The following is a 19,935-nucleotide window of genomic DNA, read 5'->3' on the forward strand; positions in this document are numbered from 1 at the left end:
TGGCTATACGTTAATCACAGATGGCCGGAAGGTTACCCCAGCTTATGCGGCACCACTTCATGGCCCAATGCTTTATAGCGCTGCCAGCAGGCGCGTTTGGCGACCAGTACTTGCTGGTGCTGATTGATGATTTCGGCAATGCGGGCGTAGTGTTCCACGCCGTCGGGAATGTCTGGGTGCAAGTTCAGTAGTGCGGTTTCTTGCGTTGGCACGGGGAGTTGCTGCCAACCAAGCGTAATCGGCACGCTGGCGGCCATGTCGCTGTCTTCCAGCGCGTGGGGTAGGTAGGCATCTTCACGGAATTGCCAAAGGGCCTCGTCGGCCTGTTCGGCCAGGGCTTTATCTTCGCAGTGCAGATGCAACCGATAGCCTTTGCGGTGGATGGTTTCGGCTAGCTTGCAAGCAAACTGGAGGCGCGCTTCTAGGGTAGTGTCAGGAAGAATATAAAAATCGATACGTGCCATTAAAGGCTCCAGCGGTGTTAACACGCTTAAAAGCTTCGCCTCCGCTGTGCGGCGACGAAGCTCTGGGTCATACCAGCCGATTTACTCCGGCTGTTTTATACCAACCGGGTGAGCCAGCCGTGTTTGTCTTCGCTGTGGCCATACTGTATGTCGAGCAGTTTTTTACGTAGGCGCATGGCAATGTCGTTGTTGCCATCGCCCTGTAAGCGAATACGCTCGTTTTCAGTAACCAGTTCGCCAATCGGGGTAATAACCGCTGCGGTACCGCAAGCGAATACTTCAGTAATCTCGCCAGACGCTGCGCCTTCGCGCCATTCGTCAATGCTGATGGCGCGCTCTTCCGGTGTTAAGCCAGCCTCTTTTGCCAGGGTAAGCACAGAGTTGCGGGTAACGCCTTCCAAAATGGTATCGGTTAGTCGAGGAGTTACCAAGCGCCCATCTTTATAGACGAAGAACAGGTTCATGCCGCCCAGCTCTTCGAGCCACTTGTTTTCGGCAGCATCCAAAAACGCGACCTGGCCGCAACCGTTGGCCGTGGCTTCTTGTTGCGCTGCCAACGATGCCGCGTAGTTACCGCCACACTTGGCAAAGCCGGTACCGCCGGGGGCTGCGCGCTTGTAGTGGGAAGAGAGCCAAATGGAAACTGGCTTAAGACCACCTTTGAAGTAGGCCGCGGCAGGGGAGGCGATCACGTAGTAATCCACTTCGTGAGCTGCACGTACGCCTAAAAAAGCTTCCGAAGCAATCATAAACGGACGCAGATAGAGGCTGCATTCGTCGGTATCACTGGAAGGTGTGGGAACCCAGGCATGGTCTTTAGCCAGCAGCGCTTTCAGCGAACCGATGAAATCTTCATCGGAAAGCTCCGGAAGTGCCAAACGCCGAGCGCTACGGCGGAAACGCTCGGCGTTTTTCTCGGGACGGAACGTCCAGATGGAGCCATCAGCATGGCGATACGCTTTTACGCCTTCGAAAATTTCCTGACCGTAGTGCAACACCGAGGCCGCAGGATCGAGGGTTAGCGGGCCATAGGGGCGTACTTGGTGGCCGTGCCAATCGGCGTCGATTGTCCAGCGGATGTGGGCCATATGGTCAGTGAAATGTTTGCCAAAACCAGGGTTTTGCAAAATGCTTTCACGAATCTCATCAGCCATCGGTTGGTTGGACGGCAGTATTTCAAAATGTGATTCAAGTTGGGTGTCTGAAGCTGTGGGCACGGCGTATTCTCTCCGCTATAGCCTGGCCCCGAAGGGCAAGTGTTAGTGTTTATTTGGTCTAGCGCGCGCCCTGAAAGCAGCACGCACGCTAATGCCCTTAGATGTAACGTTTACGTCAACGAATGGCAACCGTTGATCGCTTGATTGTGATGTTAGTCGTCGCTATTTTCTACTTGTGCATCGGCCTCACGATCAAGCAAGTACTGGGTTAGTAGCCCAACCGGGCGGCCGGTAGCGCCTTTCTGCTTGCCAGAGTGCCAGGCGGTGCCAGCGATATCCAAATGCGCCCAGGGGAAGTGATCGGCAAAGCGCGACAGGAAACATGCTGCGGTAATGGTGCCTGCTGGGCGGCCACCAATATTGGCCAAGTCAGCGAAGTTGGAATCTAGCTGCTCCTGGTACTCATCCCATAGCGGTAAATGCCAAGCACGATCCCAAGCCGCTTCGCCAGCGTCCAACAGGTCAAGTGCCAGATCGTCGTCGTTGGAAAGCAGTCCCGTTGCGTGATGGCCAAGGCCGATAATGACAGCGCCAGTGAGGGTGGCAATATCAACCACGCTGGCCGGGGTAAAACGCTCTGCGTAGGTTAGCGCATCGCATAGCACCAAGCGGCCTTCGGCATCAGTGTTGAGTACTTCAACCGTCAAGCCTTTCAGGGTTTTGATAATGTCGCCGGGTTTGGTGGCCGCACCGTCAGGCATATTTTCAGCAGCGGCAACAATAAACACCACATTTAGCTTGGGCTTGATGGTGAGCACTGCTTTTACGGTACCGAATACGCTCGCCGCACCGCCCATATCGAACTTCATTTCGTCCATGCCTTCGCCGGGCTTCAGCGAAATACCACCGGTATCGAAGGTAATGCCTTTGCCCACCAGCACATGGGGCGCTTCTTCAGGGTTTTCCGCACCCTGATATTTCATCACGATCAGGCGTGTCGGCTCTTGACTACCGCGCCCAACAGACAGCAGCGAGCCAGCGCCCAGCGCTTCCAGCGCCTCTTCATCTAAGATTTCAACCTCAAGGGCACCTTGGGAGTCACGGCCTAACTGCTCGGCTTGCTCGGCAAGATAACGAGGTGTGCAGATATTGCCAGGCAAGTTGCCCAAGGTGCGGGTGAGGTTGATACCCTGGCCAATGGCGGTGCCCAGTGCTGCCCCTTGTTTGGCCATGGGGGCTTCGTCGGCATCGCTGACAATCAGGTTCAGGTTGGTCAGGCTGGGAGCTTTTGCAGGTGATGATTTGAACTGGTCAAAGCGATAAATAGCGCGTTCAGCCGCTTCGAGTGTTTTGCGAGCTTTCCAAGCAGTATCGCGATCTTCTAGAGGAATATCTGTAAACGTAGCGCTAGCTTCGTCAATTGGCAGCTTGATCAACGTTGCCATAGCGGCGTCTAAGGCTTTGATAAACGCTGTTTCCTGGCATTGGGCTCGTTCACCGAGGCCAACGAGCAATAAGCGTTCGGCGCCCAGACCCGGTGCAAAGGGGACAAGCTGAACATTGCCCAGCGAGGCATCAAAGTCGCCACGGTCAAGCAACTGGCCAATTAACCGCTCGCTCGCATCATCTAATTTAGCGACGGCGGGCAGTAAGTCGCTACCTTTAAAGACAGGTAAAACGAGGCAAGCCGTTTCGGCTTTGGCTGGGTTCGCGGTCTGAACGGAAAATTCCATGACGTCTCCAACAAGACAAGCATCGAGTGATTCGGGATAATGCCCCGTTACTTAGATTTTGATAATCGATTTTGATAACAGTTTGATTAGTGTACCCAAGCCACGGGCGCATTGCATTGCAACCTGCGCTACTAGCCGGAGAGTGCGTTGATTTTATTTCGGTACTTAACTCGCGAAGTATTACTGACGATGTCAGCGGTGGCGGGAATTTTGCTACTGGTCATCATGGGCAGCCGTTTTATTCGCTATTTCTCTGATGCGGCAGAGGGTGACATTCCGGTCACTATCTTGGGTAGCCTGATGGTTTTTCACCTGCCTGGATTTATGGAGCTGATTCTTCCGCTATCATTTTTCCTAGGAATATTGCTGGCCTATGGCCAGCTTTATATGAACAGTGAAATTACCGTGATGGTGGCTTGTGGTATGAGCCCTATGCGGCTGTTGCGAGTAACGCTGCTGCCTGCTTCGGTCGTAGCGATACTGGTAGGGCTGTGTAGTTTGTGGCTTACACCTGCGGGCGCGTTACAAACTGAGGCCGCGCTTGAAGAGCAGCGTAGTCGATTGGATGTGTCAGTGCTGGCGCCAGGGCGTTTCCAAGATTTTGGGGGAGGGCGAACCGCTTATATTAGCGATTTCAGCAGCGATGGCACTGAAATGCAGGAGGTGCTGGTTCATGAGCAGCCCGTGGCTGGGGCGGAAAAGACCCATAGCTATGTAACCCGGGCAGGCTCTGGTTATCAAGAAACCAGTATTGAAACCGGCAGCCGTTTTCTAGTGCTTGAAAATGGCGAGCGCTATGGCGTAACGCCAGGCAAACAAGCTGCCGAGCGGTTAACGTTTGAGCGCTACACACTGCGCCTGGGCTTGAGCCGGAATCGACAAGAGCTGAATGCCTTAGAGTACGCGACCACGGCAGAGCTATGGAACGACCCCAGTCCTCGTGCCCAAGCGCAATTTCAGTGGCGGGCGGGGTTGCCGCTAATGGTGTTTGTGTTGGCATTGCTAGCTCAGCCACTTTCCAGAGTAAACCCTCGTCAGGGGCGGTTTGCCAAGCTATTGCCTGCGGTTTTTCTTTACGTCGCTTATTTAAGTCTGCTGTTGGCCTCGGTGGATGCGGTTGGTAAAGGCGTGCTGGAAGTAACGCTGGGGGTTTGGCCGGTACACGGGCTGTTTTTGACGCTTGGCTGCCTGTTGCTATGGCATTCGCAACGAAAAGGAATGCGCTAATGAAGAGGCTAACTCATGCTTGCTGATCGTCTTGACCGTTATATTGCCCGTAATGTATTGGCGGCCATCATTGTCGTCCAGTTCGTCTTGCTTGGCTTGGACATCACCATCGCCTATATCGGTGATCTAGGTGACACCCAAGGTAACTACACCGCGTTAGATGTGTTGATTTATCTAGGCATGCGCCTGCCTTGGCGATTTTATCAGTACGCGCCGGTGGCGGTGTTAATTGGCGCGCTGATTGGCATGGGGAGCATGGCATCCAGCAACGAATTAACGGTGATGCGTGCCGCTGGCCGATCGCTTGCGCGGATTGTCTGGGGCGTCATGAAACCAGTGCTGTTAGTGGTCGTGGTGGTACTGCTGGTCGCCGAATTTGTATCTCCCCGTACGGAGCAATTTGCCGAAGCATGGCGTTTAGAGCAGCGCCAGGGGGAAGGGGCGGTGCTAACCAGCCGAAGTGGTTGGCAGTTTGAAGGGGAGAGCGTGTATCGCTTCGGCGCTATTCGTGCGGATAACGTGGTGCTGGATTTAACACGTTATCGTTTTGATGAGCGCCGGCTAATTGAGGCTACCCATGCTAAGCGCGCGCATTGGGAAGAGGGCGCATGGCAGTTGGAATACGTTACCACTACGCGTATTTTTGATGACCATACAGAGTCGGAATATCAGCAACATACAGGTTGGGATACCGCATTAACACCCACCCAGCTGGAACGTTTGCTGCGTGATATCGAGAGCCAAGCGCCTAGTGAGCTGTGGGCGTACGCTAACTTTTTGCAAAGCCAAAATCTCCAAGCGGATCAACCGTTGCTCTATTTCTGGCAAAAGGTGCTGATGCCGCTAACGATGGGATCACTGGTCTTAATCGCCGCTTCCTTTGTGTTTGGCCCATTGCGGACAGTGGCTGCAGGTACGCGGGTGTTTTATGGCGTGGTGACCGGTCTTATTTTTAAGTATGTACAAGACCTGCTGGCACCTGCATCAACCATTTTTGGTTTTTCACCTGTGTGGGCGGTGTTGGTGCCAACCCTTGCCTGTGCAGCGGTAGGTATTTATTTCTTACACCGCAACGGCTAGTTGCGGCGGCGATACGTGAATAAGGATGAGCATAGTGACGAGCAAGCTGACGCCCCCCCGGCGCTTTACCCAATTAGATAGCGTATGGCCTGCTGGGTTAAGCCGCCGTTTAGGCGCGATGCTGTACGACGGATTTTTGGTGACAGCCATTTGGCTCGCAGTGACAGTCGCTCATCTGGCGTTTTTTCGCTTTATATTGGGGCAGCAGGCTGACGAGATAGGCACAACGCCGTTTGATATCTGGAGCCTTAGGCTGATGTTGCTGTTCTTTGTCACGCTGTTCTTTGTCTATTCGTGGCGGCGTGGTGGCATGACGTTAGGGATGCAAGCATGGCGGCTGCGGGTGCAAACCACCGATGGTTATGCGATTTCACTTAAGCAAAGCCTAATTCGCTGTGTGGTAGCTTGGCTTTCCCTGGCCGCTTTTGGCATTGGTTACTGGTGGGTCTTGTTTGATCGGCAGCGTAGAAGCTGGCCAGATATTGCCTCTAATACGCAAACCGTGGTGCTACCGAAAAAATAATTTCGCCGTCTGTTTTGCTAAAAATATTGCTATGACAAGTCGTTATCATGTGGCTCATTTTTATTAAGACGAATGGCTACCAAAAAGCACCCATTTCTACTTGAAAAGATGTATGCGAATCATTTACATTCATCTCATGATCTTTATGAGGTGTTGCCATGTACGTTTGCGTGTGCAAGGGAGTAACCGACCATCAGATTCGTCAGCACGTTAGCGATGGCGCGCGCAGCTGGCGAGAAGTGCGCGAAGCCACAGGTTGCGGAACCCAGTGCGGAAAGTGTGCTTGTTTTGCTAAATCGCTAACCCGCGAAGCGGTTCAAGAGGCTCGTTGCGAAGCGGATATGAGTCTCGCTTACGCTGTGTGACGCGAATCACTATTGTTAGATTTATCGTTAGCAACTATATGATTTTTTTGAGTTTTTAGTTATTTCCTATATACTCCCAGCATCGTTGGGAGTAAGCCTGTTTATGGCCTATACTCTCTAGTTAGCGTAATCGCACACTAAGAAAGGTGACGTCATGAAAGGTGATCCTAAGGTTATTCAGCATCTCAATATCGCCCTCGGCAATGAACTGGTAGCCATCAACCAGTATTTCCTGCATGCCAAAATGTACAAAGACTGGGGCTTTAAAGAGCTTGCTAAGTGGGAATATGATGAGTCCATTGAGGAGATGCAGCACGCCGATAAACTTATCGAACGTATTCTGTTCCTTGAAGGCATTCCTAATCTTCAGGATCTAGGCAAACTGCATATCGGTGAGAATGTAAAAGAAATGCTCGAAAGTGATTTGAAAATCGAGCATGACGGTCGCAAGGACTACATCGAAGCAATTACCTACTGTGAAAGCGTTAAGGATTACGTAACCCGCGATCTACTACGTGACCTGCTTGCCGATGAAGAAAGCCATATTGATCATATCGAAACTCAGCTTGGTCTGATCGATAAAGTAGGTATTCAAAACTACCTCCAAAAACATATGCAGCTGGCAACTGACGAAGAGTAACGCTTGTTAATTGAAGCGACATTAGTTAAGCAAAGCGTCAATCAGCAAAACGGGCAGCCACTTGGCTGCCCGTTTTTTTGGCTGTTTAGGCCTTCTATTTTTGTGCTTGGACACTGCTAGCGAGATAGTTTGCGCAAGCCCACCAGATTTGAAAGTGACACCGCCAGTACCGATAGCAAAATCAGTGCTAATGCGGGAATCAGCACCGCCCAAGGCGCTCGCTCAACATAGGGCATGCCTTCGGCAAGGATTAACCCCCACTCTGGCGAAGGTGGGCGTGGCCCCAGGCCAAGAAAGCCAAGTGCTGCCAAGGCCAGCGCCACGCCAGGTAGGCGCAGCATGGCGTGGCGAAACACTGGGCCAATCACTGCCGGTAAGATGTAGCGGCTCATTAAGCGGAAATGACCCACGCCTAACATTGGCGTAATACGCACGTGGGGCTGGGCTTTTACTTCCGCCACCAGTGCTGCTGTGTGTGCAGCAAGCGGAGCCCAAGCGACGGCTGTTACCGCAATGATCGCGCCGCTAGCGCTTGGCCCTATTAGCCCAGCGACAATCAATCCCGCAATGGTGGGGGGCGTTGCCTTGGTGATTTCAATAGGGCCCGTGGCGAGCTTGGGGGCTAGTCCAATCAGCAGCCCTATTATTAGCGAAAAGAATACGACGACGGTTGCCATGCCCATGGTGGACAGCGCTCCGTGAGCTACTCGCGCCAAAATGTCGCGCCCAGTGCCGTCGGCACCTAGTGGTAACGCAAGGCTTGGGGATTCTAAGCGCATGAACGCGGAGCTAAACGGATCACGTCCCATCCCCGCTACGATTAGCACAAAGAGTAGCAACATCGCGATGGCGGGTACGACCCATGCCCTGCGTGGAATAGGTGGCTCGCTATGCGCCACGGGCAGTGCCCCTAGCTGAAAGGCACGACCCAGTAACAGCACGCGACCAATATTGGCCAAACTGCCTAATATAATAGCGATAATCAGCAGAATCAGAATGCCGGTTTGTAGCGCAGGCAGGTCCTGGGCCGATGCTGCGCCAAGCGTTGCTCGACCCAGGCCTGGAATAGAGAATACCTGTTCGACGGCAATGGCTCCTCCCGTCAGACCCACCATCACCATGCCGACCTGAGGCATCAGGCTGGGTAAGGTACGGCGCAGTGCGGCCATGACAATTCGGCTGGGTGAAAAGCCTGCTACGTTCCAGGTAGCGACCCAGCGCTCGCTGAAGGTGGCTGCAAGGCCATCGCTAAACAAGCGGCCCAGCAGGCCGCCTGCCGGAAGGCCTAGCGCAAAGGCGGGCAATACGGCATAGCTAAAACCTCGCCAACCGTAAGGCGGCAGCCAGTTTAGCCATGCCGCAAACACGACTAGCAGTAGTGAGGCGAGAAGAAACTCAGGCAGAGCCGTCAGAGCTGCGCCAATAGCACCTGAAGAGTGGCTGACCTGACCGCGTAAGCCACGCCGTACCACGGGCAGGCAGATAAGCGTAGCGGTAATCACCGCCACCAGCATGCCAAAGGCCATTAGCGTCAGTGATGCCTGGGCGCTCTTTAACATGCCCGGTAGCACCGGTGCGCCGGAGACCCAGGAATTGCCTGCATCGCCATGCAGCAGACCCAGCAGCCAGCTTTGTAGCTTTGCGACGGGGCCAAGATCCAGGCCTAACTGAGCACGAATCGCTGCTAAAGCTTCGGGGGTGGCTTCCTGCTCAGCAGAGCGTGCCCGTAAAATGCTCAGCGCTGGATCGCGGCCGGATAACCACGGCAGCAGGCCGACCAGCACCACCACACTGGCTAGTGTAACCAAACGTGAGAGTAGCGGAATAAAGGGCGTGATACGCACGCTGCGCCATGGGCGCAGCGGTGTTGCGGTTGTCATACGAGGCGCACCTTTAGGAGTCACTGTCGACGTCGATGGCTGTCTTCTCCGTGATCAGCGTGCGCTCGCGGGGGTCGCGCTCGGCGTTAGAGACCCGTGCCGATTCACCCTGGATAACGCGCTCGTGGAGCATTGGAATAGCCGCATCGGTGCGCAAAATAGCCGCTTCTGCCTCGATAATTGCTTGGCGGCGCTCATCTCCGGTGGGCAGCATGGCGGCATTGGTCAGCGCCTCATCGACGGCGGGGTCACATAGCTGGGCAATGTTGAAAGAGCCCGCACACGCGAAGTCGCTGAACATATAGGCTACAGGGTCGCCTGAATCGAGGACGGTGGCGCGCGAAAGAATAAAGGCGTCAAACTCGCCGGCTAAGGCGTCTGCTTCTATATGAGCATACTCACGCACTTCTTGGTTAACGTTAAAGCCCGCACGGCTCAGCTGCTGTTCAAGCAGTATAGCCACTTCGGGCAGCTCGGCGCGGTCGGTAAAGGTTGCCAGGGTGATGTTAGTGCCGTTTGGCTCGCTGGGGGCGGTGCGATCTTCAAGTGGGGTGCGGTAGTCGCTTGCCCACGCTAGTGCCGGGCCGAGTAACCCTTCGGCAATATCTGCACGCCCTTCGTAAACGGTATTCACAATAGCGGAGCGGTCTATTGCTTCACGAACGGCTGCGCGAAGGCCGGGGTCGGTCATTGGGCCTGACTCGGTATTCAGGTAAAGCGTATTGGTGCGTGGCATGGGCACTTCGTGGACTAACTCTGGGTCAAGCAGCGCCACCTGGGATACCGGGATCGCTTCAACCACATCGGCTGCACTGGTTCTCAAAGCTGCCGCCCGAGCGGTGCCATCGGGGACATAATCAGCATCAATACCGGGCACTTTGGCGGATTCGCCCCAGTAGTCATCAAAGCGATCCAAATGGGCGCTGCTCGTACCGTTGATCTCTGTTAATACGAACGGGCCGGTACCTGCTTTGATGGGGTTAACCCGGCCATCCTCGCCATAGGCGCTGGCGGCTAAAATCGCTAGCTGGGGGCTGGAAAGGCGATTGGGGATCAGTGGGTCCTCGTTTTCCGTGCGCACAATCACCGCATTATCACCATCGGCTTCGATGGTCATGTTTACGCCATCTAAGATGCGTGGCTTGGGAGCGGCCTGGGTGGCTGCAGTGAGAGCGTTTACGACGTCGCTAACGGTCAATGTCGTGCCATCATGAAAGCTGACCCCATCGCGAATTATAAACCGCCATGTGTGGCCATCGAGCTGCTCCCACTCGGTGGCTAGAAAGGGCTGTGGGTCGCTGCTGGCATCCAACCGAACAAGTGTCTCCGCCGTGCTCCAGCGCGATAGCTTAAAAGCATCATCGGAAAGCGGCGTTAATCCCGAGCGAGGTGGCTGCAGCATCGCTAGGCGAATTCGTTCACCGGCCTCTGCAGATGTGGTGTCACGCTGTTCATCAAAACAACCGGCCAGCAGTAACGGGGTGACAAGGGCAATAGGCAGGGAAAGGCGCAGCGGACGGGGTAACATCATAAAACTCCAGTTGACGTGACGGGCAGGAAAAACGGGTAGAAAAAATAAAAAAGTCACAGATACGTTATTAAAGTGCTGCTAACTCAGCTGCATTGCAGTTTGGATGCGCGCAACTAGGAAGCTGTGTAACGGCATTGATTAACGAGCGCGTAGTCGGATGGTGGGGCGCACGCCATAGCGCTGCCGTTGAACGGTCTTCAACTATGTTGCCGTCATCCATAACCAAGGTGCGTTGGCATAGTTGGGTAACCACCGATAAATCATGGGACACCAGCAGTAGCCCCGTGCCGCTTTCATCGCATAGCTTTTTCAGTACGCTAATTACCTGCGCGCGAACCGGTAGGTCTAGACCGCTCAGCGGCTCATCGGCAAGCAAAAAGCGCGGGCGGGTAGCGATCGCGCGGGCAATGGCGACTCGTTGCGCTTGGCCGCCGGAAAGTTCATGAGGCAAACGGTTCAAAAAACGTGCATCCAAGCCAACTTGCTCCAGCGCTTCTCTGGCACGCTCTTCTGGGGTGCAATCAATGCCTAGTCTTATTAATGGCTCGGTCACTAGCGCTTGAACACGCATGCGAGGGTCAAGAGAGGCGCCGGGGTCTTGGGGGATATACTGAACAGCCCGACGGTACCATCGAAGCTTGGCCGTGGAGGCGGGACGTACCGCTTTATGCAGACAAGTAATCGAACCCGTATCGGGCGCCTCAATCGCCAACAGCGAGCGCAGTAGTGTCGTTTTCCCAGATCCTGACAAGCCGGCTAATCCAACACGCTCGCCCGGATAAAGCCTTAAGTTGATGTTATTCATGACTTGTTTGCGTTCACCCGCTCGCCAAAAAACAGTGCGGGGTAAAGAGACGCTTTTATAGAGTCCGTTTGCTGAGAGAAAGGCTTCCTGGCACTTAAAAAGTGGCTGACTCTGCATTTAGGCACTCTTCAAATAGTCAGTTGGGACTACTTCAGGCGTTTGCACATTATGTGCCGCCGCGACTAGCGTTTGGGTGAAGGGGTGTTGCGGCGAGGTGATTAGGCTATCTAATTCGCCACTTTCGATCATTGTCCCTTGCTCAATGATCACCGCCCGTTGGCATAGCTGCGCTGCGGCGTGTAGATCATGGGTGATGAATAACAGTGCAGATGCTGTGCTTTCAGTATGTTGACGTAAGGCGCGTAACACTTGGCATTGAGTGACGACATCGAGCGCAGTGGTAGGCTCATCGGCAACCATAAGCGATGTTTTACATGCCATAGCCAGGGCAATACAGACCCGCTGACGCTGCCCGCCAGAAAGCTCTGCTGGGGTGCGCTTGATTAACTGTTCAGGGGTTGGGAGGTCTAGTGACCCAAGAAGTGCCACTGCGGCGTCAGTCGCGGCTGGGTGCGAAAGGCCGTGATGGCGTATAAAGGGTTCTCGCAGCTGGGAACCGATTGAAACTAAGGGGTTAAGCGCCGAAAGGGAATCCTGAAATACCATTGATACCCGAGAGTTTTTGGGCCGCTGTGTCGCTGGTGTCGCAATCGCTTCTTGGCCTTGAATGCGTATACTTCCCTGAGTTTCAACATTGGGGGGCAGCAAACCGAGCACAGCTTTAGCTGTGAATGATTTCCCCGAGCCAGATGCACCCAATAGGCAAACTCGCTCGCCGGGCATAACATCAAACGAGAGCCCATCGACAACCTGTTGCTGGCCGATTTTAATGCGCAGATCACGCACGGATAACACGGGGTCGCTGCACACTGAAACCATCGCTTGCTGAACCGCTCAATAAGATATTTTGGTTATGATATAACATTGGTTGGCTGGGCATCAATCTATGCGTTAATACTGCGCCCAAAAAGTGTGTTTCAGCGGTTAAAACAGCGAGCCAAAACAGCGAGTCTAAAAGAGGTCAAAATGAGGCTAAGAGATGCCCATAAAAAAAGCGCTGATTAACTCAGCGCTTTTTTCTTCAGGGTCAGTAAAACAATAACTTACTTAGCAGCAGTCGATAGTGTTTGTCCCTCTTCGCCTGCGCCGAAGGCATCAGCATGCTCATCAACAGCAAAGGTCGCGCGGCTTAAGCGGCGTACGCGCTTCATAAACAGGGCGATACAGACCAGCGTTCCCAACGCCGCGACGATACAGCTTGTTTGCAGTGGCAAACCAAAACCAATCGGTGCGTAGGCTAAATAGGTAAAGGTGGCCATGGTCATAAAGACAGCAGGAATCGAGGTGATCAGGTAAGGCTTACGTGATAGCACGAGATACATGGTGCCGACCCACAGTGCAATCACTGCCGTGGTTTGGTTGGCCCAGGAGAAGTAGCGCCATAGCAGGGTAAAGTCCATGTGAGTCAGCGCGTAAGAAGCAGCAAACAGTGGCATGGCGATCAAAATACGCTTAATAATCGGCTTCTGCTCAATTTTGAGATAGTCAGCAATAATCATCCGTGCACTGCGGAAGGCGGTATCGCCCGAGGTAATCGGCAGCACAATAACCCCTAGAACAGCCAGTGTTCCGCCAATAGCACCAAGCATGCTAATAGATACTTCGCTGACCACCGCTGCAGGACCACCAGCCGCTAACACTGCGGACAACGATTGTTCGCCTTGGAATAAACTCATGGCGGCGGCGGCCCAGATCATCGCAATCACGCCTTCGGCAATCATCATGCCGTAAAAGATTTTACGACCATTGGTTTCGTTTTGCGTCGTACGCGAAATGATGGGGGTTTGTGTGGCATGGAAACCTGAAAGAGCACCACAGGAGATCGTTAAGAACAGCAGAGGAAAAATGGGCGCTCCTTCCGGATGCATATTCTGGAAAGAGAGTTCTGGAATTGGTGCGCCGGTAACAACCAAACCGATGCCAATACCTGCGGCGCTGAACAGCAACAAAGCACCAAAGTAGGGGTAGATACGGCCAATGACTTTATCAATCGGTAGCAGCGTAGCAACCAGATAGTAGGCAAAAATCGCTAAAATAATTAGCGTTAAAGAGAGTGATGTCATATTAGCAAGCAGTGCTGCGGGCGAGGTTACAAAAACCGTGCCCACCAGTAATAACAGCAAAATAGCAAAGCCGTTGACCACATGCTTCATGGTCTTACCGAGAAATTTACCCGCCAACTGAGGCAAATGAGCGCCGTGATTGCGAATCGAGATCATACCGGTGAGGTAGTCATGTACGGCACCTGCAAAGATGCAGCCAACCACAATCCATATAAAAGCCACTGGACCATAAAGCGCCCCTAAAATGGGGCCGAAAATCGGGCCGACACCGGCAATATTAAGCAGTTGAATAAGTGAGTTGCGCGTGGTGTTCATCGGCACATAGTCAATATTGTCACGCATACTAAACGCCGGTGTTTGACGCTTGCGGTCAGTAACAAACACGCGCTCAACAAACTTGCCGTAGGTGAAGTAGCCCACGACTAGAAGCAGTATCGATACAATGAAGGTGATCATTTAGGGCACTCAGTGTTAGGGGAATTAATAGGGTAGTGCATACTAGTGAGTTACTTGTCAGTACACTTATTTAGCGGGGCTGAATGTACCGACTCATCATGAGAATCGCTTTAAGACTTTAGTGGCCTATGGTGCTAACGAGGGCAACCAACAACATAAGGCTTCATTAACGCAAGAAATCATCAATACAAAAAAGGGCAGCGCTATGCTGCCCGGTATGGCGTTAGAGTGATGAGGTTTTAAACGTTACGATTCGACGACGCCGCAGGCCATGCGCGCACCGCCACCGCCTAAGTGGGGATCATCTGAATACGTATCGCCGCCCGCATGGATCATCAGGCTGCGCCCTGGCATATCTTCCATACTCAAGCGTGGTGCCAGCACCGGTAAATTGGCTTCGCCATCTTTATTTACCGTGAGCACCGGGAGGTCACCTAGGTGGCCATCGCCGTAGGGTCCTTGGTGGGTGCCCGTCTCTTCAGGGTCGTAATGACCACCTGCAGACAGCGCTGCGGTCATTTCGCCACTATCGTTTTCAGCAGGCTCGCAGCTGGCATGTTGGTGGACATGAAAACCGTATACGCCGGGTTCTAGGCCTGTTAACGACGGCGTAAGCAACACACCGTGCTCAGTATGCTCAATAGCGACAGTCCCAATAGACTGTTCAATTCCTTCGGCGTTGACCTTATGCATTTCAACGTCGAGCGCTTCATTGGCCTGAGCGGTAGTTGCCAGCAATAACCCCGCGGCAATACCTGTTAATGGTAGTGAGTAACGCATTGTGCAATTCTCCTTTCCTTATCCATGGAAGCTCGTATGACGAGTTGCCATTTCAAGGTAGTTGGCTATTGGAGAAGATGCTAAATGCTCATTAAAAAGTTTTTCATGGTGAGTCGTGTGAAAGCGCTGAGGGCAGAGGTGGTAGACACTCTTGCAAAAAGTAAGCTCTAAATGCTTCTTTGATAGGCTTTAATTAATGTGTCGTAATGGCCTGAATTAGGTAAAGCGGTTAGGACAGACCCAGAAATAAATGATGCGAGTGCTTGTCCATGCTCAAGATGAACTAATGCATCGTTCTCACCATGAAAAATCTCTATAGGAACCCCTAAGTCTCCAACGCTGAAAGGCCACTCTCGTGCCATTAGTTGAATATCTCTAACAATGCTATCAGCTGCTATCAAGCCACCTTGCTGTGTTGCTGCCACTAGGTTTTTTTGAAAGGCTTTACGTAGTTGTGAAGCTTGTAGGAATTGGCGTTCTTGGTCACTGAGCGAGTCCATTAACGCGGCTGCCAGTAATGCGCTGTCGCCCGTTATATCTGCTAACTGGGTGATTAAATCCTGAGGAGCAGTCAATGCTGCGTGCCACGTCTCGGCAGTCAGCTTTCCTGCGTGCTTGTAGGGCGAGTTCTGTATAGGAACAGCAGGCGTCCCAACCAGCACCACTCTGTTGACTCTCTCTTTGAGAGCCGTTGCGGTCGCCATGGCGAATACGCCACCTCCCGAAAAACCTAGTAGAGAGAATTTGTTAATTTGAAGCTGCTCTGCCACTGCCTGCACGTCGTCTGTGTGGTCAGCAAAACGGTAGCTTTTCATCTGAGTAGAGCCACCATACCCTGGGCGATCTATGGCAATGAGCCGAACGCTCTCAGTTTTATTTCTTGCAGTTGCCATCAATACTTCTTTTTTAGAACCAGGAATGCCGTGACAGTAGAACCAGGCTGGTGCATCTGCTGGGCCTGTATCCATGACACTCAAAAAACGTCCACCTTGCCTTGGAGTACGATAAATTTGCATCTCGTAACTACTCAAATCAGTTAACTATTCCAACGCTAAGCAGTAATGTGCGTATTAAGTCAGCCTGCCTCGTGACGTCTGTTTTTCGCATGACTGATTTTAATTGAGAGCGAGTGGTGTGTACCGTCACGTTCAAATAAGCGCTAGCCTCATTAATATCCAGGCCGCGTATTAGTAAATCTACTAGACGCAATTCCGCTACGCTCAATGAGTAAAGGTTTTTTAGACGTTCATGGTCCAGTGCGATGGCCCTTTGTGGGTCAAGCAAGAAGGCGATTACAGTGGCAGAAGAAGCTACTTTCCAGTAAAGGGATGGATTTCCTTCCCGGTTACAGAAAAGTACCAATGAAGCTCCTGCCCTATTTAGCTGAATGCTCTCACAGCGACTTTCTGCTTTGTTTAGCTTACGTGATGCCTGAGCAAGGGCTGAACCGAGCTTTTCTTCATCGAAAATTAAGCGGCCGTTACGCTGCTGTATACCGAAGCAATGGGTGCTAAGCACATCTTCGGCAACTCGGTTTGACCAGTGGCAGCGTAGGTTTGCGTCCAACATCCACACCCCAAAAGGAAGGTGGTTAAAGGCATTCTGAGCTTGTGCTAATGCTTCCTGTACTTGGCTAGTCAGTTTGGTCAGATGAGCTACACGGCGTAAATGTCCGCTCAAATCTTCTAGCTGTTCTTGCTCCTGCCGAGTAAACATGCCCTTTTCGCGTGGTCGATGTAAGCCAATATGCATCGCAGATGAGCCATCGCGTTCAAACTGGGTTCCCATGGCATAAAAATTCCCGTTCGGGCGGAAAAATAATTGGTAGTGCTCAGAGTGTTCAAATGCCCGATCAGAAATAATGTCGGTACTTATATGGACTTTGCCAAGTGGGCCGCTAGCCAGTGATGTGCGGAAGGGGTCAAAAACCACGGCCTCCTGCTCATAATTAAGCCCCTGCTCTAAGCCAATAGCAAAGGATCGGTAAACGATAGGGTTTTCACGATCAGTGATACGCAATGCGGCTGAAGGAGAATTGAAATGGCTGGCAAGCTGTTGCAGGAATTCGCCCCAGCCCTCTGGGTAGGTGACGTTGTCATATAGCGTATGTAATAGCTTAGAGAGGTTTTTTTCTTTGTTATACACGATTGTACTCACTGTTTAATGAGTATCTGTAGTTACAAAAGCTAAACCATACCTTACTTTTTTAGCAGGTCCTAGGTATCAACGCTAATTCTCTGGTGGTGGTTTTTAGCTATTTCAAGATAGGCAATATAGATGAGCGGCATCGCGATATTTTTAAATGTTTCACCCATTTGAGTGATTCTTGCATGCCTGTCACGTGCTTAACTTCAATCGAGTTAGGCTCGATATGAAGCAGCACGTTAAGCAAACAATTGCTTAGCGAGCGTATTTCAAATCAACAGAATTAAAAAAGCCGGAAGCTTCTTAATAAGTAGAGCCTAAAGTAAAAGCCGTATAAATTAAGGGGAAAATCAATATGGAAACTATTGATAACAAAGGCTCAGTACTGAAGCTCTCGCTCCTGGCCTTGGCTATCGTTGCAGTGGCGGGCTGTTCCAGTGGTGGCAGCTCCAGCCAGCCAATAGATCAGGGTGATCCAGGGCAGACGGATGGCGGTGGTGGAGGTGAGACTGATGGTGGCGGCACGGATAGCGGTTCAGGGTCGGACGGCGGTGATCAGGATTTCACCTACCGCACCATCAACTCGGCTAGTGATATTCCCGCAGGTGAGGACTTCGCGTTGGATACCACAACCATTAAGGCTACTCCGCGGGCTGATGGTAGTAATGGTGCCACCATCAATGCTGGGCCAACCATCGGTGCTAGAGCCATTATCACGGTGCTCAATGAAGACGCAAACGGAAATACTAGGATTCGTTTGCAAGACTCCGAGAATGGTGTTGATACCACACTAGTCCAAGATGGTAATGGCTCAAATTTATATCTTAGTAACGGTGGTGAACTGGAAATATTCTCCCAGGGACAGTCAGTTTCGAGCCTTATGCCCTCGGGCGGTCTGAATTATGCCGCATACGGTTTCTGGTCGGTACCTGACGGTTCTAGTGACCTCAATGTGGGTTTCTTCGCAGGCGGCTACGCTACCCAGAATGGCGATATGCCGATAACTGGCACAGCATCATTTTCGGGTGCAGCAAATGGCTTCAGTGTTACCTCTAATGGTGAAGTCGTGGATGTCATCGGCAATGCCAGCATGAATGTCGATTTCGCCGCGGGTACCCTGACCGGCGCCATGACCAATATGACATCCGGTGCCAATGTGGGGGACGCCTTGAGTAGCACCACACCGTGGAACGATGTTGGCTTCAGCGGTACGCTCACCGATAACGCATTCAGCGCTGACGCAAGAGTTACATCATCACCCAATAACGCGGCAGCACTCGACGCTGACGCCGCGGGTAACATCAATGGCCGCTTCTACGGCCCGCAAGCCGCCGAGGCGGCAGGTACCTGGAGCCTGGAGGACGGTAGTGGAGGCGCGGCGTTTGGCGGTTTTGGCGTCAAGCAGTAGTTACTTCTCCTGATAACAAGACTAGACCCGCCACCTAGGCGGGTTCTTGTTTACTGCCGCTAATTCATGAGGAGCGTACTTTGCTTTTTCCCAGAATTTTTATTTGTTTTGCTGCCGGGTGGTGGTGCGCCACGCTTTCTTTTTCTGCACCCGCGCAAACTAACGACACTCATCGTGAAATCCCCTTAGCCGCTGTGGCCGCCACACGCCTGATGGAGCAGGGCGACAGTGAGCAAGCCAAAGCGGTGCTGTTGGAAGCACGTGAGCACTTTGCCGATAACGACGATATTGCCTTTCTGCTCGGCATGTTGGCGATGGATGAGCAGGAGTTCGAGAGTGCTAGCGATTACTTCCGTGAGATTCTAATCCGAGACCCACAGGCGGTTCGTGTTCGTCTTGAGCTTGGACGGGCGCTGTTCGAGAGCGGTGATTACCGCGACGCAGGGCGTCAGTTCCGCTTCGCGCGTAGTGGTAATTTGCCCACGGAGGTCAATGCCAATATTGACCGCTACCTTGCTGCTATCCACCATCTCCAAACGTTCAACTGGGACGTTTCGGTAGCGTTTGCCCCGGATACTAATATCAATGCCGCACCGAGTATCGAGGAAATTAGTATCTTCGGATTACCCTTCCAATTATCAGAGGACGCAAAGCGTCAGACGGGCATAGGGGTATTGCTCAATACAAGTGCGGAATGGACGCCTCATATTGCCGAGAATACTCGCCTGCGGCTGGGGGGGAGTTTGTATCGAACCGACTATCGTGGGGGAAGCTTTGACGATACCTTTGCCAATGTGCATGTCGGTCCTAAATTTCAGCTTGGTGGCCTTGAACTCAGCACGTTGTTAACCGGTTTTCATCGCTGGTATGGTAATGAGCCCTATCATCATGGCGCTGGTCTTCGGCAGGAAGTGACCTACTATCCATCTTCTCGAACACGCCTGCATACTTCGTTAGAGCACCAGTGGGTTCGCCACGATGACGTTAGCAGTTTGGATGGCACCCGTACCAGTTGGCTGGGCAGTTGGCAGTATGCCCTGACGCCTTCTAGCGGCGTGATGGGAGTACTGGGTCTGTCCAAAGAGTCTACAGAGCTGGATATGCTCAGCAATACCGTTTATCGAGGTGGTGTCGGATACTACCGGGAGTTATTCGGAGGCCTAACGGCTCTGATCCAACCTGAATATCTTCGCGCTCGCTATGATGACGTGACTCCGGCCTTTGGTGTGGAGCGGCGCGACAATTTATGGCGTACAAGATTGCGATTGACCAACCGCCGCTGGGTATTCAAAGGATTTACACCAGAGCTTACTTTGATCCGCTCATCCCGGCGTAGCAACATTGATCTGTATAGCTATGACCGTAATCAGGTGCAGTTAGGTGTATCGAAGTTATATTGATCGTTAATATACGCATTGTTAATGAGGGCTATCGTTAGGGTTTTTAAACACGCACTTCCCCAGGGTATCTACTCTGCAGATGACATTGAACCGTTAAGCCGCGACAATAGCGCGCTGCTTCAAATCACCGCGATTTGTTATCTCAATTGCCGCTATCG

The 19,935-nt window shown here is 52.5% G+C and carries 18 protein-coding genes; 7 read left to right on the forward strand and 11 right to left on the reverse strand.

Features of this window, described 5'->3' with window-relative positions; translation table 11 throughout:
* Positions 1-32: 32 nt before the first annotated feature.
* The 3 genes from HVE01_RS11420 to HVE01_RS11430 form a co-directional block, all read right to left on the reverse strand.
* On the reverse strand, positions 33-464 hold the full coding sequence (locus HVE01_RS11420) for a DNA polymerase III subunit chi (protein WP_146944190.1): 432 nt from the start codon (positions 462-464) through the stop codon (positions 33-35).
* 95 nt (positions 465-559) lie between these two features.
* Positions 560-1,681 carry a branched-chain amino acid aminotransferase gene (locus tag HVE01_RS11425; RefSeq protein ID WP_146944192.1) on the reverse strand — a complete coding sequence of 374 codons (1,122 nt, stop codon included), beginning with the start codon at positions 1,679-1,681 and terminating at the stop codon, positions 560-562.
* Between the two features lie 152 nt (positions 1,682-1,833).
* Positions 1,834-3,354 (reverse strand): leucyl aminopeptidase, encoded by a 1,521-nt coding sequence (locus tag HVE01_RS11430; RefSeq protein ID WP_146944194.1) that lies wholly within the window; start codon positions 3,352-3,354, stop codon positions 1,834-1,836.
* Between the two features lie 147 nt (positions 3,355-3,501).
* Between HVE01_RS11430 and lptF the strand changes: the two genes are divergently transcribed.
* From lptF to bfr, 5 genes are all read left to right on the forward strand, one after another.
* Entirely contained in the window at positions 3,502-4,581 is a 1,080-nt protein-coding gene (gene lptF / locus HVE01_RS11435) for an LPS export ABC transporter permease LptF (protein ID WP_146944196.1), read from the forward strand.
* A 15-nt stretch (positions 4,582-4,596) separates the two neighbouring features.
* Complete coding sequence (gene lptG / locus HVE01_RS11440; RefSeq protein WP_125745524.1) at positions 4,597-5,661, forward strand: LPS export ABC transporter permease LptG; 1,065 nt, start codon at positions 4,597-4,599, stop codon at positions 5,659-5,661.
* 118 nt (positions 5,662-5,779) lie between these two features.
* Positions 5,780-6,184 (forward strand): RDD family protein, encoded by a 405-nt coding sequence (locus HVE01_RS11445; RefSeq protein WP_240645185.1) that lies wholly within the window; start codon positions 5,780-5,782, stop codon positions 6,182-6,184.
* Positions 6,185-6,342: 158 nt separating this feature from the next.
* Entirely contained in the window at positions 6,343-6,549 is a 207-nt protein-coding gene (locus HVE01_RS11450; protein WP_083001105.1) for a (2Fe-2S)-binding protein, read from the forward strand.
* 154 nt (positions 6,550-6,703) lie between these two features.
* Positions 6,704-7,189 carry a bacterioferritin gene (gene bfr, locus HVE01_RS11455; protein WP_089039189.1) on the forward strand — a complete coding sequence of 162 codons (486 nt, stop codon included), beginning with the start codon at positions 6,704-6,706 and terminating at the stop codon, positions 7,187-7,189.
* A gap of 116 nt (positions 7,190-7,305) precedes the next feature.
* Here bfr and HVE01_RS11460 read toward each other — a convergent pair whose 3' ends face one another.
* From HVE01_RS11460 to HVE01_RS11495, 8 genes are all read right to left on the reverse strand, one after another.
* Positions 7,306-9,069: an ABC transporter permease subunit gene (locus tag HVE01_RS11460; protein WP_146944198.1), complete on the reverse strand. Its 1,764-nt coding sequence runs from the start codon at positions 9,067-9,069 to the stop codon at positions 7,306-7,308.
* A gap of 13 nt (positions 9,070-9,082) precedes the next feature.
* Positions 9,083-10,600 carry an ABC transporter substrate-binding protein gene (locus HVE01_RS11465; protein WP_244973776.1) on the reverse strand — a complete coding sequence of 506 codons (1,518 nt, stop codon included), beginning with the start codon at positions 10,598-10,600 and terminating at the stop codon, positions 9,083-9,085.
* Between the two features lie 67 nt (positions 10,601-10,667).
* Positions 10,668-11,405, reverse strand: a complete 738-nt coding sequence (locus HVE01_RS11470; protein ID WP_244973777.1) for an ABC transporter ATP-binding protein — start codon at positions 11,403-11,405, stop codon at positions 10,668-10,670.
* A 117-nt stretch (positions 11,406-11,522) separates the two neighbouring features.
* Positions 11,523-12,344 carry an ATP-binding cassette domain-containing protein gene (locus tag HVE01_RS11475; protein WP_213017592.1) on the reverse strand — a complete coding sequence of 274 codons (822 nt, stop codon included), beginning with the start codon at positions 12,342-12,344 and terminating at the stop codon, positions 11,523-11,525.
* Between the two features lie 224 nt (positions 12,345-12,568).
* Positions 12,569-14,044 (reverse strand): carbon starvation CstA family protein, encoded by a 1,476-nt coding sequence (locus HVE01_RS11480; RefSeq protein ID WP_146944202.1) that lies wholly within the window; start codon positions 14,042-14,044, stop codon positions 12,569-12,571.
* Positions 14,045-14,290: 246 nt separating this feature from the next.
* Positions 14,291-14,824, reverse strand: coding sequence for a superoxide dismutase family protein (sodC, locus tag HVE01_RS11485; RefSeq protein WP_146944204.1), 534 nt, complete (start codon positions 14,822-14,824; stop codon positions 14,291-14,293).
* Positions 14,825-14,991: 167 nt separating this feature from the next.
* Positions 14,992-15,840 (reverse strand): alpha/beta fold hydrolase, encoded by an 849-nt coding sequence (locus tag HVE01_RS11490; RefSeq protein WP_146944206.1) that lies wholly within the window; start codon positions 15,838-15,840, stop codon positions 14,992-14,994.
* Positions 15,841-15,856: 16 nt separating this feature from the next.
* Positions 15,857-16,969: a helix-turn-helix transcriptional regulator gene (locus HVE01_RS11495; protein WP_146944208.1), complete on the reverse strand. Its 1,113-nt coding sequence runs from the start codon at positions 16,967-16,969 to the stop codon at positions 15,857-15,859.
* 355 nt (positions 16,970-17,324) lie between these two features.
* Between HVE01_RS11495 and HVE01_RS11500 the strand changes: the two genes are divergently transcribed.
* Both HVE01_RS11500 and HVE01_RS11505 read left to right on the forward strand, forming a co-directional pair.
* Positions 17,325-18,377, forward strand: coding sequence for a transferrin-binding protein-like solute binding protein (locus tag HVE01_RS11500; RefSeq protein ID WP_146944210.1), 1,053 nt, complete (start codon positions 17,325-17,327; stop codon positions 18,375-18,377).
* 80 nt (positions 18,378-18,457) lie between these two features.
* Complete coding sequence (locus HVE01_RS11505; protein WP_146944212.1) at positions 18,458-19,777, forward strand: surface lipoprotein assembly modifier; 1,320 nt, start codon at positions 18,458-18,460, stop codon at positions 19,775-19,777.
* Positions 19,778-19,935: the final 158 nt, after the last annotated feature.

It is taken from the genome of Vreelandella venusta, assembly GCF_007989605.1.
Lineage (GTDB): Bacteria > Pseudomonadota > Gammaproteobacteria > Pseudomonadales > Halomonadaceae > Vreelandella > Vreelandella venusta.